The following is a 13,679-nucleotide window of genomic DNA, read 5'->3' as shown; positions in this document are numbered from 1 at the left end:
CGTTCACTCAGCCTATTTCGAGGATCTTTTCACGCATCGCGTAGACCACGGCCTCCATCCTGGAGTGCAGCTGCAGCTTCTCCAGGATGTTGCGCACGTGGTTCTTCACGGTGTTCTCGCTGATGAACAGCTCCTTGGCGATCTCCCGGTTGTTCATCCCGGTGGCCACCAGCTTGAGCACCTCCAGCTCCCGGTCGGTCAGCCGGGGCGCGGGCACCAGCTCCCGGTCGTCGGAGCGGCGCTGGATCATCGACTTGAACTCGGTCAGCAGCTTGGCCGCCATCGACGGGCTGATCTGCGACTGGCCGTCGGCCACCGCGCGGATCGCGGTGGCCACCTCGTCGGTGGAGATCTCCTTCAGCAGGTAGCCGGTCGCCCCCGCCTTGATCGCCTCGTAGAGGTCGGCCTCCTCGTCGCTGATCGTCAGCATGATGATCTTGGCGCTGGGCACCACGTCCTTGATCGCGGTGCACGCCTCGATACCGCTGCGCCGAGGCATCCGGACGTCCATCAGGATGATGTCGGGCAGCAGGTCGGCGGCCTTCAGCACGGCCTCCGCGCCGTCCCCGGCCTCGCCGATGACCCGGATGTCCTCCTCCTCGGCGAGCACGATCTCCAGGCCGCGGCGGAACAGCGCGTGGTCGTCCACCACCAGCACCCGGATCGGCTCCGCGCGACGCGGCGGGTAGCCGGCGTCCTCCGCGCCCAGGCTCTCCCCCATCCGGTCCTCCCCCGCCTCCGGTCACGTGACGCGCCCATCTTTGCACGCCCCGGACGGCCTGTGATCACCCTGTGACGTCGAACCGCCCGGCTGGGTGACTCCCCGAACGCCGGTGACCCCGGCGGCCGTTGACGGCCACCGGGGTCACCACTTCCTCGGTTCGACGGACGCGGCCGCCGCTCACTCCTCGTCGGGGCCGTTGATCGCGCCCCCGGCCCCGGCGAAGTCGGCCGCCGCGGCCTGGTCCTCCTTCAGGTGGATCACGCCGTAGTGGTAGCCGTGCCGGCGGTAGACCACGCTCGGCAGCCCGCTGTCCTTCTCCTGGAACAGGTAGAAGTCGTGGCCCACCAGCTCCATCGCGTACAGCGCCTGGTCCAGCGACATCGGCGCGGCCGAGTGGGTCTTCTCGCGGACCACCAGCGGCCCCTCCCCCTCGACCTCCAGGCTGCCCGCCAAGGTCTTGCGGACCGCCCCGTTGAAGCCCTCGGTGGCCTCCGTCGCGGGCAGTTCGGCCAGCGCGGCGGTGGCTGCGGCGACGCTCAGCGGGCCACGCCCGTTGGTACCGCCCTTCTGCACCCGGCGGCGGTCGGCGGACTTGCGCAGCTGCGCCTCCAACTTCGCCGAGGCCAGGTCGAGCGCGGCCCACGGGTCGTTGGCGGACGCCTCGGCCCGGATCACCGGGCCCCGGCTGCGGAGGGTGATCTCCACCCGATCGGAGCGGTCGGCCTGCCGCGGGTTGTGCTCCTTGGACACCTCGACATCCAGGCTGATCGCCTTGGTGTCGAACTTCTGGACCTTCTCCAGCTTCTCGGCCACGTGCTCGCGGAACCTCTTGGGCACCTCGGTCTTGCGGCCCTTGACGACGATGTCCACGCAGAACTCCGATCCCTTGTGCTGACCGGTCCGGAGTGCGTCCCGGACCGGCGTGAGACCCAGCCGGACCAGCCGGTCACCGCCCGCCCCCGGAACACCGCCCGGGAGACCCGCGAAAACCGCCGGCCCCTTACCTCACTTCCTCCCCACCAGGAGCGTTCGAAACCCCTGGAGCCCTTATGCAACACCTCACCCGGGGATCTCGCCTCCCCAGTCGAACGAACGTACCGACGAGCGTTGAGCTGTCCGGCTGTTCCCCCCTGTTTACCCTCCTATGGGTGAAACGGTGGTAAACGACTGGACAACACGCCTGACACCGCCCACCGTATGGCTGAAGTCGCCGCCCGGCGAGCGTTCCGGAGGGTCCCGTGACGAGCCGCAGCACCGCCCACCGGCCCGGATCCGGCCCCGCACCGGTCCTCGCCGCCCTGCTCGACCTGCTGATCCCGGCCCGCTGCGCCGGCTGCGGCGACGGCCGCACCGGCCTGTGCCCGCCCTGCCGGGCTCTGCTCGACGGCACCGGCGCCGGGCCGGCCGGGCCGATGCGCCCACCGCCCGGCCTGCCGCCGGTGCACGCCGCCGCCCCCTACGCCGGGCCGGTGCGCCAACTGCTGCTCGCCCACAAGGAACGCGGCGCGCTGCGGCTGGCCGCCCCGCTCGGTTGCGCGCTGGCCGCCGCGGTCCGCTCCGCCACCGGCGCGGGCGCCGCCCCGCTGCTGCTGGTGCCGGTGCCCTCCGCGCGCGCCGCCACCCGGGCCCGGGGCCACGATCCGATGCTGCGGCTGGCCCGCGCCGCCGCCCGCGAACTGCGCCGCGGCGGGGTGGCCACGCTGGTCGCCCCGGTGCTGCGGCAGGCCCGGCCGGTCGCCGACCAGGCGGGCCTGGGCGCGGCCGAGCGGCACCGCAACCTGCACGGGGCGCTGACCGTCCCGGCCCGGCTGGCCACCCGGCTGGCCGGGCACCGGCTGGTGCTGGTGGACGACCTGGTCACCACCGGCGCCAGCCTCGCCGAGGCGGCCCGGGCGCTGCGCACGGCGGGCTGCCCGCCGCGGGCGGCGGCCACCGTGGCGGCGGCGGCCCGGCGCGGCCCCGGTCCCGGCCGGCGCGGCGCACCGGCCGGGGAGGCCGGGCTCAGCCCGGGTAGATGAACGTCGCGGGCGTCGCCTTGCTGGTCACCGCGTGCCACTGGTTGTCCTTCAGCCGGTACACGCCGGTGCCGGACGCGGCGAGCACCGCCGGGCCGACCTGGTCGGCCTGCACCCGGGCCTCGGTGGCGGACAGCGCCGTCATCGACTCGCCGCCCTGCAGCGGGGAGTCGGTGGACTGCGAGCCGTCGGTGCCCAGGAAGTGCAGCTGCTGCAGCCGGTCGGCCTCCTTGCCGAGCACCACCAGCTGATCGGTGTCGCTCCAGGAGACCGCGGCGACCTCGGCGAGCTGCGGGGCGAGCTCGCGCAGCCCGGTGATCCGGGCGGTCGGGGCAGTGGCGGTGCCGCCGTGCGCCACCAGGCCGAGCGACAGCTTGGTCTTCCCGTCGGAGCCGCGCAGCAGCAGCGCGACCCGGGTGCCGTCGGAGGAGATCCGCAGCGACTGCACGGAGCGCTTGTCCAGCCCCTCCACCGTCACCGGGACGATGGTGCGCTCGCGCCCCGTCGTCCCGGTGCGCTCGCGCACCATCAGCACTCGGGGCACGGCCGGGTCGCGGTCGACCAGCCACAGGTCCCCCCGGCCGTCCCAGCTGGGCGAGGCCAGGCCCTGCGCGGCGTGGCTGGAGACGATCGGTTCGCCGTACTTGTCGGACGGGTTCAGGCCGGCCCAATAAAGGTTGCGGCCGTCCTTGTCGATCACCGCGACGGCGTTGCCGTCCCGGCGGACGGCGAGTTCGCCGGGCCGCGGCTGATTGCCCTGCGCGGGCTGGCCGAGCACCCCGGCGACCGGGACGGGCTCGGCGTTGGCCGGGACGGGATCCCCGCCGGACTGGCCGTAGCGGGTGAGCCGGCCGTCGGCCAGCTGGATGTACGCCTGCATGCCGTTCTCGCCACCGGCCAGCGCGCCCGGCGCGACCCGCGCGGCCTCGGCGCTGCCGATCGAGCAGCCGCCCTTGGGCGAGGACAGGTCGAGCCGGTCCAGCTTGCCCTGCTGGTCGGCCAGGGTCTGGAAGAACTGCTGGGCCATCTTCCGGCAGCTGTTCGCGTCCTTCCCGAGCTCGACGCCCTCCACCTTGACCGCGGCGACCCGGTTGTCGCCGGCGGTGGCGCTGACCACCTTGACGCCCTGGAGCGTGGTGGTGACCACCGGGCCCAGCCACTGCGAGGGCCCTTCGGCGGTGGCCCGGGCGGCCTCGGTGAGCGGGTCTATTCGGCGGCGCAGGTAGATCGGGTCGGGCACCAGCACCGGGTTGGCCTGGGCGAGTTCGCTGGTCGGGTCGGGGGCGGCGAAGAAGTACCGGTGGACCGGCTTGTAGGTGTTCTTGAAGTTGGTCTGGTCGACGATCAGGCCGTCGGGGAGCTGGTCGATCCGCCACTGGCCGGCGTCGGGGCCCTCGGCGACCTTCACGAAGATGAACTTCTCCTGGTAGTCGCCGGAGCGGGCCGCCTGGTAGGTGTGCCGGCCGTCGAGCTGGGCGACCTGCGTGCCGGTGACGCTGATCGGCACGGTGGTCTCGTCGGGCCCCGGAACGGGATGGCTCCGCGCGGGCGGTTCGGCCAGCACCACCACCTTCGCGTCGGGGCGCCAGCGCTTGGCGGCGTCCGCGGTCAGGTACTGCTTGGCGGTGTCGTAGTTGGCCTGGTCGGCGTTGGAGGAGTCGAGGAAGCCGGCCAGCAGGTCGCCGGGGCTCTCGCCCTTGTGCGGGGCGACCGGGTAGACGTGCACCTGGACGCCGTCGGCGGCGCCCTGCGGCACCTCCAGGCGCTGCGGCGGGCCGCCGGAGGGCATCGAGACGCAGCCGGTGGCGGCGGCCGCCAGCAGTGCGACCCCGCCCAGGGCGAGCGCCCGCCGCTCAGCCGTCCTGTCGTTCCTGTGCACCGGTGGTCCCCTCCTGATCGGTGTCGGCGCCGTCCGGTGCGGGCGGCGCCGGCTGCGTCGGGCGGCCGCTGCGGTCCACCACGATCTGCGCGCCGGTGGCACCGTATCCGGCGGCTCCGGCGCGGACGTCCGACGGGTCGGCGACCGGGGCGGCGCTCGGCCGGCCCAGGCCCGGGCCGATGCTGAGCACCCCGCCGAGGCCGGAGCCGAAGGTGGGCCGCTCGGTGGTGTCCGGGGTCTCCGGGACGGCGGTGGGCTCGCCGCCGCCGCGCACCGCGCGCCGGTAGGGCGCGCCGACCGAGGACATGCCGCGGTTGTGCCGGGAGTCCTCCGGCTCCAGCCGGAACGGCGCCCGGGAGATCTCGCCGCCGCGGGTGCGCGGCAGGGTCAGCCGGAAGTGCGAGCCGCCGCCGGGCTCGCCCCAGGCCTGCAGCCAGCCGCCGTGCAGGTGGGCGTCCTCGACCGCGATGGACAGGCCCAGGCCGGTGCCGCCGGTGGTGCGCACCCGGGACGGGTCGGCCCGCCAGAACCGGTGGAACACCCGGGAGGCCTCGCCGGGCTTCAGGCCGATGCCGTAGTCGCGCACGCCCACGGCGACCGCGCCGTCCCCCGCGCCGAGCCGGATCACCACGTCCCGGCCCTCGCCGTGCTCCAGCGCGTTGACCACCAGGTTGCGCAGGATCCGCTCGATCCGGCGGCTGTCCACCTCGGCGATCACCGGGTTCTCGCCGCCGCGGATCAGCACCGCGCTGCCCTTGGCCTGGGCCAGCGGGTCGGCGGCCTCCACGACGCGGGTCACGATGTCGCGCAGGTCGACGGGTTCGGCGTCCAGGATCGCCGCGCCGGCGTCGAAGCGACTGATCTCCAGCAGGTCGGCGAGCAGCGATTCGAAGCGGTCCAGCTGGTCCTGGAGCAGCTCGGCGGAGCGGGCCGCCATCGGGTCCAGGTCCTCGCGGCTGTCGTAGATCAGGTCGGCGGCCATCCGCACCGTGGTCAGCGGGGTGCGCAGCTCGTGCGAGACGTCGGAGACGAACCGCCGCTGCACCCGGGAGAGCTCCTCCAGCTTGCGGATCTGCGCCTGCAGGCCGTTGGCCATCCGGTTGAACGAGTCGCCGAGGCGGGCAATGTCGTCGGTGCCGGTGACCTTCATCCGCTCGTCGAAGTGTCCGGCGGCCAGCCGCTCGGAGATTCCGGCGGCCATCCGCACCGGGGTGACCACCTGGCGGACCACCAGCCAGGCGATGCAGCCGAGCAGGATGACCAGGAACAGCCCGGCGGTGGCCAGGGTCCCCATCACCAGGTTCAGGGTGCTGGTCTCCTGGTAGAAGGAGAAGACGTAGTACAGCTGGTACGGGTTGCCGTCCGGGCCGTTGAACTGCTTGCCGATCGCCAGGCCCTTGTTGTCGTCGGGCTTGGCCTGGCTGTCCGGCGAGCGGAGCAGCTTGACCGGCTGCTCGTGCGGGACGGACGGTTCGGCGGCGACCAGCTCGCGCATGTCGGGGGTGATCGTGTCGGGCAGGATCGAGCCCGAGTAACGGGCGCTGCCGCGCAGGCCGGCGCTGGCGGCGCTGTCCTCCTGGCCGCCGGGCCCGATCGCGATCACCGAGTAGACGCCGGCGCCGCCGGACGCCAGGTCGGAGACCTGCTTGGTCAGCCAGGCGTTGATCTGGTCGCGGGTCGGGTCGGCGGTCGCGCCGGCCTTGGCCTGCAGGTTGATCGCCTCGTTGATCTTGTCCTGCTCGATCTGGAAGCCGCCGATGGCCTGCCCGTGCGCGGCCTTCTGCTTGGCCTCCAGCAGGCCGGTGCGCACCTGGGCGACCACCACCACGCCGAGCACCAGCACCACCACGAAGGACAGCAGCAGCGTCGCCGCGACCACCCGCAGCTGGATCGAGCGGCGGTACAGCGCCAGTACCCGGCCCACCGGGTGCCGGAACTGCCGGATCACCGGCGCGAACAGCACCGACCACCACCGGCGCCGACGCGGCCGGCCGGTGGTGGAACTCAGCACGTCGCCGCGCACAGCAGCCTCCCCGCCGGCGAACTCGTCCGACGGGGAGGAGGCGGCCTGCTCGTCACTCATCCTCAGCTGGGCCCGGCCTTGTAGCCGACACCGCGGACGGTGACCACGATCTCCGGGCGCTCCGGGTCCTTCTCGATCTTGGAGCGCAGGCGCTGCACGTGCACGTTCACCAGACGGGTGTCGGCGGCGTGCCGGTAGCCCCAGACCTGCTCCAGCAGCACCTCGCGGGTGAACACCTGCCAGGGCTTGCGGGCCAGCGCGACCAGCAGGTCGAACTCCAGCGGGGTCAGCGGGATGCCGCGACCCTCGCGCTTCACCGAGTGTCCGGCGACGTCGATCACCAGGTCACCGATGGTCAGCTGCTCCGGCGTGGGCTCCTCGGCCCGGCGCAGGCGGGCCCGCACCCGGGCGACCAGTTCCTTGGGCTTGAACGGCTTGGTGACGTAGTCGTCGGCGCCGGACTCCAGGCCCACCACGATGTCGACCGTGTCGGTCTTCGCGGTCAGCATGACGATCGGGATGCCCGACTCCGCCCGGATCTGCCGGCACACGTCGATGCCGTCCCGGCCGGGCAGCATCAGGTCGAGCAGTACGAGGTCCGGCTTGGTCTCCCGGAAGGCGGCCAGCGCCTTGTCCCCGTCCGCGACGAAAAACGGCTCAAAACCCTCACCACGCAGCACAATGCCGAGCATCTCGGCCAGTGCGGTGTCGTCATCGACGACGAGGACACGTCCCTTCATGGCTCCATCTTCTCATCACCCGAATGTGACCTGACGCACAGCTGTTCCGTTGCCGGCCCCCCGGCCGTCGGCCGAACCAGTCATACCATCGCAAAGGTATCGGCTGGACGGCCTCGTCCGCACCGTTGCCGATCAGCAACGGGATACCCCTGGGGTACGCGTGCGCACCATGGCACGATGGGCACCCCGATGCACCCGCGCCCAGGGTGCCCCGACGAGGAGCGTCGATTGTCCGAGACCCCGGGTTGGACCTCACCCGGTTCTCCCGAGCCCGCGCCCGGCCCGTCCGAAACCGGCCACTCGGCTCCCCCGGCCCCGCAGGCCACCACCGCACCCCCGCCGCCCGGACCGGGCATGCCGCTCGGCCCGACGCCCGGCATCATCCCGCTGCGCCCGCTCGGCCTCGGTGAACTGCTGGACGGCTCGTTCGCCCTCGTCCGCAGGTACTGGAAGACCGCCTTCGGGCTCAGCCTGGTCCTCGCCTGCGTCCTCGAACTCGTCCAGGCCGGAGTCTCCTGGTGGATCCACGTCTCCGGCACCGACCTGGAAGCGGCGTTCTCCACCTACTACACGCTGCCGCTCGAAATGCTCGCCGGCGTGATCGCCACCGGTCTGTTCACCCCCGTCATCGGCAACAGCCTGCTCGGCCGTGACACCGCGCTCAAGGACGCCTGGGCGCAGGCCCGGCCGAACCTCGGCCGGCTGACCGGCCTGGCCCTGGTGCACACCCTGATCATGATCGGCGCGGTCGCCGTGCCGCTCGTCCCGGTGCTGCTGCTGACCGGCTTCACGGACCAGCCCGCCCTGCTGGTGCTCGTCCCGCCCGCCGTGGTGCCCGCGCTGTGGATCGGGGTCAAGCTCACCTTCGCCGCCCCCGCGCTGGTCCTGGAGAAGCAGGGCGTCATCGGCGCCCTCAAGCGCTCCTGGCGCCTGGTCCGCGGCTCCTGGTGGCGGGTCTTCGGCGCCATGCTCGTGTTCGAGATCGTCGTCGGCCTGCTCGCCGCGGTGCTCACCGTCCCCGGCCAGCTGATCGCCATGATCGTCGGCGGCGTCCCCGGCGACCCGTACGCCACCGACGGGGAGGCCGCGATCAGCATCGGCGTCATGGCGATCTGCGGCGTCCTCGCCAAGACGCTCACCGTCCCGCTCACCGGCAGCCTGCTCGGCCTGCTCTACATCGACCAGCGGATCCGCCGCGAGGCGCTCGACATCGAACTCGCCCGCGCCGTCGGCCTGCCCGGCCACTACCCGACCCCCACCACCGTGCCCGTTCCGGGCCAGTACCCGCCGCCAGGAGCCTGATCGCCATGGGACTCCGGGGGGGAGGGGCGCTGCTCGCGGACGGCGTCCCGGTCACCGTGCCGCGCGACGCCGCCCGCGACGCCGCGCACGAAGAACTCCGCAAATCCATCTACCACCAGCACGAACCCGGACTGGTCGACCGCTTCCTGAGCTGGGTCCAGCGCCAGATCGACCACCTGCTGAACGGCCTCGGCAGCCCGCTCGGCGGCGGCGACGGCGCCGCCCTGGTCGTGGTGATCGTGCTCGCCGTGATCATCGCCGTGCTGGTCTGGCGCCGCTACGGCGCGCCCCGCCGCGAGGCCCGCTCCACCGGCACGCTGTTCGCCGCCGACGGCCCGCGCAGCGCCGCCCAGCACCGCGCCGACGCCGCCGCCCACGCCGAACGCGGCGCCTGGGCCGACGCCGTCCGCGAGCAGATGCGCGCCCTGGTCCGCGGCCTCGAGGAGCGCACCGTCCTCGACCCGCGCCCCGGCCGCACCGCCGACGAAGCCGCCGCCGAAGCCGGCCGCGCCCTGCCCGACCGGGCCCGCGAACTCGCCTCCGCCGCAAGGCTGTTCGACGACATCGCGTTCGGCGAACGGACCGCCGACGAACAGTCCTACCGGCTCCTCGCCGACCTCGACCGCGCCCTCGAACGCACCCGCCCCACGCCCGTGACGGCCGGCGGAGGAACCGCATGACCACCACCGCACCCCCGCCCGCCACCGCCGACCCCGCCGAGCAGCCCACCACCGCCGCACCGGCCGCCGCACCCCGCACCACGCTGCGCACCCTGTGGCGCCGGTGGCGCTGGTGGCTGCTCTCCGCCCTCGCGCTGCTGCTGGTCGGCACCATGGTCGCCGGCATCCCCAACAACGGCTCCTACGAACCGTACGACCCCCGCTCCGGCGCCCCCGAGGGCACCCGCGCCGCCGACCAGCTCCTCCAGCAGCGCGGCGTCTCCAGCCGCACCGCCGCCACCGAGAGCGAACTCGCCGCCGCCCTGCGCGCCGACGACACCACCGTCGTCCTCGGCTACCCCGACGCGCTGTCCTCCCAGGAACTCACCCGGCTCGCCGCACTCCACCGCGGCGCCAACAGCCGGCTGGTGCTGCTCCTCCCCGACCAGCCCGCCCTGAAGGCCTTCGCCCCCGGCATCTCCATCTACTACTCCGCCAGCGACAGCACCACCGCCGTCGAACCCGCCTGCGCGCTGCCCGAGGCCGGCAACGCCGGCGCCGTCCAACTCGGCGGCGAGAGCTACCAGCCCGGCACCCACGACGTCGGCTGCTACCCGCACGGCGGCACCCATCACTCCCTGGTCAGCCGCACCACCGGCACCCAGCAGGTGATCGTGGTCGGCAGCCGCCGGCCGTTCACCAACGAACGCCTCGACCGCGAAGGCAACGCCGCACTCGCCCTCGGCCTGTTCGGCGCCCACCACCAACTGGTCTGGCAGACCCTCGACCACGGCGTCACCGCCGGCCCCACCGAGCACCGCAAGACCCCCGGCGACCTCATCCCGAGCGGCTGGTACTGGGGCGCCCTGCAACTCGTCCTCGCCGCGCTGCTCGCCGTCGTCTGGCGCGCCCGCCGACTCGGCCCGGTGCTCAGCGAACGACTGCCCGCCGTGGTCCGCGCCTCCGAGACCACCGAAGGCCGCGCCCGGCTCTACCACCGCGCGAACGCCCGCGGCCACGCGGCCGAAACCCTGCGCCGCGCCGCCCGCCGCCGGGCCGCCGCCGCCCTCGGCCTCCCGCACACCTCCAGCGACCCCGACCCGGCCGCCCTCACCGAGGCCGCCGCCGCCCGGCTCGGACGCCCCGCCGCCGACCTCCAGCAGCTGCTGTACGGCCCGGCCCCCACCGACGACGCCGCCCTGCTGCGGCTCGCCGACGACCTCGACGACATGGAATGGCAGGTACGACAGCCGTGACCGACCAGCTCTACAAGACCGACCCCGGCCAGACCCGCGACGCCCGCACCGCCCTCACCGGCCTGCGGGACGAGATCGCCAAGGCCGTGGTCGGCCAGGACGCCGCCGTCACCGGCCTGGTCGTCGCCCTGCTCTGCGGCGGCCACGTCCTGCTCGAAGGCGTCCCCGGCGTCGCCAAGACCCTGCTGGTCCGCACCCTCGCCACCGCCCTCGACGTCGAGACCAAGCGCATCCAGTTCACCCCCGACCTGATGCCCGGCGACGTCACCGGCTCCCTCGTCTACGACACCCGCACCGCCGAATTCTCCTTCCAGCCCGGCCCGGTCTTCACCAACCTGCTGCTCGCCGACGAGATCAACCGCACGCCGCCGAAGACCCAGGCCGCACTGCTGGAGGCCATGGAGGAGAAGCAGGTCACCGTCGACGGCGTACCCCGCAAGCTCCCCGAGCCGTTCCTGGTCGCCGCCACCCAGAACCCGGTCGAGTACGAGGGCACCTACCCGCTGCCCGAGGCCCAGCTCGACCGCTTCCTGCTCAAGCTGATCCTCCCGCTGCCCACCCGCGAGCAGGAGTTCCAGGTCCTCTCCAAGCACGCCACCGGCTTCGACCCGCGCGACCTCGCCTCGGCCGGGGTCCGCCCCGTCGCCGGCGCCGCCGACCTGGCCGCCGCCCGCGCCGAGATCGGCGCCCTCACGGTCTCCCCCGAGATCCTCGCCTACATCGTCGACCTGGTCCGCGCCACCCGGCAGTCGCCCTCGCTCGCCATGGGCGTCTCCCCCCGCGGCGCCACCGCCCTGCTCAACACCTCCCGCGCCTGGGCCTGGCTGGCCGGCCGCGACTACGTCACCCCCGACGACGTCAAGGCCCTCGCCCTGCCCACCCTCCGGCACCGCGTCCAGCTCCGCCCCGAGGCCGAGATGGAAGGCACCACCGCCGACAGCGTCATCCAGGCCGTCCTCTCCCAGACGCCCGCACCGCGCTAGGGCCGGACAGGCCCTAGCCGCCGCCGGGGGGAGAGCGCCACCCGCCTCTCCCCCTCCGCGTCCTCTGCCCCAGAAAGCGAGCCCAGCACCCCATGGCCCTGACCGGCCGCACGGCCCTCATCGCCGCCCTCGGCGTCCTCCTGGTCGGCCTCGTGCTCCCCTCCTGGACCGGCATCGGCGTGGTCATGCTGCCGCTGCTCGCCGCGGTCGTCGCCGACCTGGTGCTCGCCGCCCCCGTCCGCCGCCTCACCCTGGAACGGTCCGGCGACCCCAGCGTCCGCCTCGGCGAAGCCGTCGACGTCGACCTGCTCGTCGCCAACCCGTCCCGCCGCCCGCTGCGCGCCCGGATCCGCGACGCCTGGTATCCCTCCGCCTGGGCCCCCGGCACCTCCCTCACCGCCTCCCGGCACTCCGTCACCGTCCCCGCCGGAGAACGCCGCCGCCTCACCACCCGCCTCGCCCCCACCCGGCGCGGCGACCACCACAGCGGCCGAGTGACCATCCGCTCGCTCGGCCCGCTCGGCCTGGCCGGCCGCCAGGCCACCCTCGACGCCCCCTGGCGGATCCGCGCCCTGCCGCCCTTCGCCAGCCGCAAGCACCTCCCGTCCCGCCTCGCCCGCCTGCGCGAACTCGACGGCCGCACCTCTGTCCTGACCCGCGGTCAGGGCACCGAGTTCGACTCCCTGCGCGAATACCTCCCCGGCGACGACGTCCGCTCCATCGACTGGCGCGCCAGCGCCCGCCGCAGCATCGTCGCCGTCCGCACCTGGCGCCCCGAACGCGACCGGCACGTCCTCATCGTCCTCGACACCGGCCGCACCTCGGCCGGCCGCGTCGGCGACGCCCCCCGCCTGGACGCCGCCCTCGACGCCGCCCTGCTGCTCACCGCCCTCGCCACCAAGGCCGGCGACCGGGTCGACCTGCTCGCCCACGACCGCCACCGCCGCACCGCCGTCGCCGGACGCTCCCCCTCCGAGATCCTCCCCGCCTTCACCGACGCGATGGCCCTGCTGGAACCCGCCCTGATCGAGACCGATCTGCGCGCCATGGTCTCCACCGCCCTCCGGATGGCCCCCCACCGCTCCCTGATCGTCCTCCTCACCGGCCTCGACGCCCACCAGATCGAGGACGGCCTGCTCCCGCAGCTCCCCCTCCTCACCAAGCGCCACGAGGTCGTCATCGCCTCCGTCGCCGACCCCCGCCTCGACGAACTGGTCAACACCCCCCGGGTCACCGTCCGCGACGTCTACGGCGCCGCCGCCGCCGAACAGACCCGCGCCGACCGCCGCCGCACCGCCGACCTCCTCACCCGCCGCGGCATCACCGTCCTCGACGCCCCGCCCGAGTCCATCGCCCCCGCCCTCGCCGACACCTACCTCAGCCTCAAGGCCGCCGGCCGGCTCTGACCGCCCCCCGGCCCCACCCCCAGCCACCGGTTGCCCGGGGGGCTGGGGGTCTTTCTGTTCACCGGTCTTCATATCCTTCGCGGGGAGGTGAGTGCTGTGGAGATCACGGTGCAGTGGGTCAGGACGTCCTGGACGAAGCAGTCCCGAGGTGGCGAGGCCGCCACGCGCAGAAACGCGGCCCCCGTGGGCTTCGTGCTGCCATCGGACCTGGCTCCCTCCTCTGCGCACGTCGTCCGCATGCACGAGGACCACCGCTTCGAGCCGCGGGAGACCCGGGCGGAGCGTCGTAGCGTCGAGATCAGCCTTCAGGAGACCGAGGGCCGACTGCGCGTGCTCCCCCGCGTTGACCCTCTCTACGGTCTGCCCCCTCGCCACCGCAGGCCGCCGGCGGTCCGGCTCCAGCCGGGCCAGTGGGTGCGTTGGCAACTGAACTACCGCTTCAGCAGCGCGGCCGGGGTCCGTGATTGGTCCTACTGGCTCGACACGTTCAACGTCGCCTACGGGCCGATGGACGCCGACGTGTTCCTGTCGGCGCCGACAGTGTTCATCGACGAGCGCGGACCGGTGCGGTAGGCCTTGCCCGTCTCCGGGAATCCCCCCGGAAATGCAGAAAGGGCCCCAGCCAAATGGCTGGAGCCCTTTCCAGAATAATTGTTCGGCGGCGTCCTACTCTCCCACAGGGTCCCCCCTGC

Annotated in this window: 11 protein-coding genes and 1 pseudogene; 7 read left to right on the top strand and 5 right to left on the bottom strand. The window is 73.6% G+C overall.

Going from position 1 to position 13,679, the window contains the following annotated elements; translation table 11 throughout:
- Positions 1-7 precede the first annotated feature (7 nt).
- Together ACZ6R9_RS24525 and hpf are read right to left on the bottom strand one after the other, a co-directional pair.
- Positions 8-676: pseudogene (locus ACZ6R9_RS24525) on the bottom strand (response regulator); the annotation flags it as partial.
- A gap of 225 nt (positions 677-901) precedes the next feature.
- Entirely contained in the window at positions 902-1,594 is a 693-nt protein-coding gene (gene hpf / locus ACZ6R9_RS24520) for a ribosome hibernation-promoting factor, HPF/YfiA family (protein WP_380483500.1), read from the bottom strand.
- 368 nt (positions 1,595-1,962) lie between these two features.
- Here hpf and ACZ6R9_RS24515 point away from each other — a divergent pair, with 368 nt between their 5' ends.
- Complete coding sequence (locus ACZ6R9_RS24515; protein WP_380483498.1) at positions 1,963-2,742, top strand: ComF family protein; 780 nt, start codon at positions 1,963-1,965, stop codon at positions 2,740-2,742.
- On the opposite strand, the gene ACZ6R9_RS24510 is transcribed toward ACZ6R9_RS24515, so the two are convergent.
- Genes ACZ6R9_RS24510 through mtrA form a run of 3 tightly spaced genes read right to left on the bottom strand, consistent with a single transcriptional unit; the run spans position 2,726 to position 7,381 of the window.
- Positions 2,726-4,618 carry an LpqB family beta-propeller domain-containing protein gene (locus ACZ6R9_RS24510; protein WP_465540370.1) on the bottom strand — a complete coding sequence of 631 codons (1,893 nt, stop codon included), beginning with the start codon at positions 4,616-4,618 and terminating at the stop codon, positions 2,726-2,728. The genes ACZ6R9_RS24515 and ACZ6R9_RS24510 overlap by 17 nt on opposite strands.
- Complete coding sequence (mtrB, locus tag ACZ6R9_RS24505; protein ID WP_465540369.1) at positions 4,593-6,701, bottom strand: MtrAB system histidine kinase MtrB; 2,109 nt, start codon at positions 6,699-6,701, stop codon at positions 4,593-4,595. The genes ACZ6R9_RS24510 and mtrB overlap by 26 nt, the downstream gene beginning before the upstream one ends.
- A gap of 2 nt (positions 6,702-6,703) precedes the next feature.
- Positions 6,704-7,381, bottom strand: a complete 678-nt coding sequence (gene mtrA, locus ACZ6R9_RS24500) for an MtrAB system response regulator MtrA (protein WP_030459579.1) — start codon at positions 7,379-7,381, stop codon at positions 6,704-6,706.
- A 228-nt stretch (positions 7,382-7,609) separates the two neighbouring features.
- Here mtrA and ACZ6R9_RS24495 point away from each other — a divergent pair, with 228 nt between their 5' ends.
- The 6 genes from ACZ6R9_RS24495 to ACZ6R9_RS24470 all read left to right on the top strand — a co-directional run bounded on the left by ACZ6R9_RS24495 (position 7,610) and on the right by ACZ6R9_RS24470 (position 13,560).
- Complete coding sequence (locus ACZ6R9_RS24495; protein ID WP_465540366.1) at positions 7,610-8,683, top strand: DUF7847 domain-containing protein; 1,074 nt, start codon at positions 7,610-7,612, stop codon at positions 8,681-8,683.
- A 5-nt stretch (positions 8,684-8,688) separates the two neighbouring features.
- Positions 8,689-9,363 carry a DUF4129 domain-containing protein gene (locus ACZ6R9_RS24490; RefSeq protein ID WP_465540364.1) on the top strand — a complete coding sequence of 225 codons (675 nt, stop codon included), beginning with the start codon at positions 8,689-8,691 and terminating at the stop codon, positions 9,361-9,363.
- A complete protein-coding gene (locus tag ACZ6R9_RS24485; RefSeq protein WP_465540362.1) occupies positions 9,360-10,598 on the top strand; it encodes a DUF4350 domain-containing protein in 1,239 nt (412 codons plus the stop codon). The genes ACZ6R9_RS24490 and ACZ6R9_RS24485 overlap by 4 nt, the downstream gene beginning before the upstream one ends.
- Positions 10,595-11,581, top strand: a complete 987-nt coding sequence (locus ACZ6R9_RS24480; RefSeq protein ID WP_380483486.1) for an AAA family ATPase — start codon at positions 10,595-10,597, stop codon at positions 11,579-11,581. The genes ACZ6R9_RS24485 and ACZ6R9_RS24480 overlap by 4 nt, the downstream gene beginning before the upstream one ends.
- Positions 11,582-11,673: 92 nt before the next feature.
- Positions 11,674-12,987 (top strand): DUF58 domain-containing protein, encoded by a 1,314-nt coding sequence (locus ACZ6R9_RS24475; RefSeq protein WP_465540360.1) that lies wholly within the window; start codon positions 11,674-11,676, stop codon positions 12,985-12,987.
- Between the two features lie 96 nt (positions 12,988-13,083).
- Positions 13,084-13,560 carry a hypothetical protein gene (locus ACZ6R9_RS24470; protein ID WP_380483482.1) on the top strand — a complete coding sequence of 159 codons (477 nt, stop codon included), beginning with the start codon at positions 13,084-13,086 and terminating at the stop codon, positions 13,558-13,560.
- The last annotated feature ends 119 nt before the right edge of the window (positions 13,561-13,679 follow it).

The organism is Kitasatospora sp. NPDC048662, assembly GCF_055587065.1.
Note: the sequence above shows the minus strand (reverse complement) of the source record. Positions and strands in the feature narration are given on the sequence as shown.

Excerpts from the sequence above, each read along its gene's own strand:
- mtrB (WP_465540369.1), bottom strand. The coding sequence starts at position 6,701 with ATGAGTGACGAGCAGGCCGCCTCCTCCCCGTCGGACGAGTTCGCCGGC.
- mtrA (WP_030459579.1), bottom strand. The coding sequence starts at position 7,381 with ATGAAGGGACGTGTCCTCGTCGTCGATGACGACACCGCACTGGCCGAG.
- ACZ6R9_RS24490 (WP_465540364.1), top strand. The coding sequence starts at position 8,689 with ATGGGACTCCGGGGGGGAGGGGCGCTGCTCGCGGACGGCGTCCCGGTC.
- ACZ6R9_RS24485 (WP_465540362.1), top strand. The coding sequence starts at position 9,360 with ATGACCACCACCGCACCCCCGCCCGCCACCGCCGACCCCGCCGAGCAG.
- ACZ6R9_RS24475 (WP_465540360.1), top strand. The coding sequence starts at position 11,674 with ATGGCCCTGACCGGCCGCACGGCCCTCATCGCCGCCCTCGGCGTCCTC.